1 pseudogene is annotated in these 301 nt (G+C 61.5%); it reads right to left on the bottom strand.

Features of this window, described 5'->3' with window-relative positions:
* Window positions 1-14: 14 nt before the first annotated feature.
* Window positions 15-301 (bottom strand): annotated as a pseudogene (locus E5Q11_RS17710) (organoarsenical effux MFS transporter ArsJ); the annotation flags it as partial.

Below are 301 nucleotides of genomic sequence, written 5' to 3'. Positions count from 1 at the left end.
GGGTGGCGGTATTGTCACCGAAGCGTAGCGCCCGGCCTCGTTTGCGGCAACATCAGCGACAGCAGCGCGGCCGCGGCCACCAGTGCAGACGAAATCCAGAGGCAGGCCGCCAGCCTGAAGGCCTGATAGACCCAGCCAGACAGCACCGTTCCCAGCAGCCGGCCCGCCGCATTCGACATATAGTAACAGCCAACATCCAGCGACACCCCATCGCCCCTGGCATAGCTGACAATCAGATAGCTGTGCAGGGATGAGTTGATCGCGAACAGCACCCCAAACACCAACAGACCACCAATCACCA

It is taken from the genome of Marinobacter confluentis, assembly GCF_004785685.1.
Classification (GTDB): domain Bacteria; phylum Pseudomonadota; class Gammaproteobacteria; order Pseudomonadales; family Oleiphilaceae; genus Marinobacter; species Marinobacter confluentis.
The sequence above is the reverse complement of the archived record's forward strand: the minus strand, read 5'-3'. Positions and strand labels throughout refer to the sequence as shown.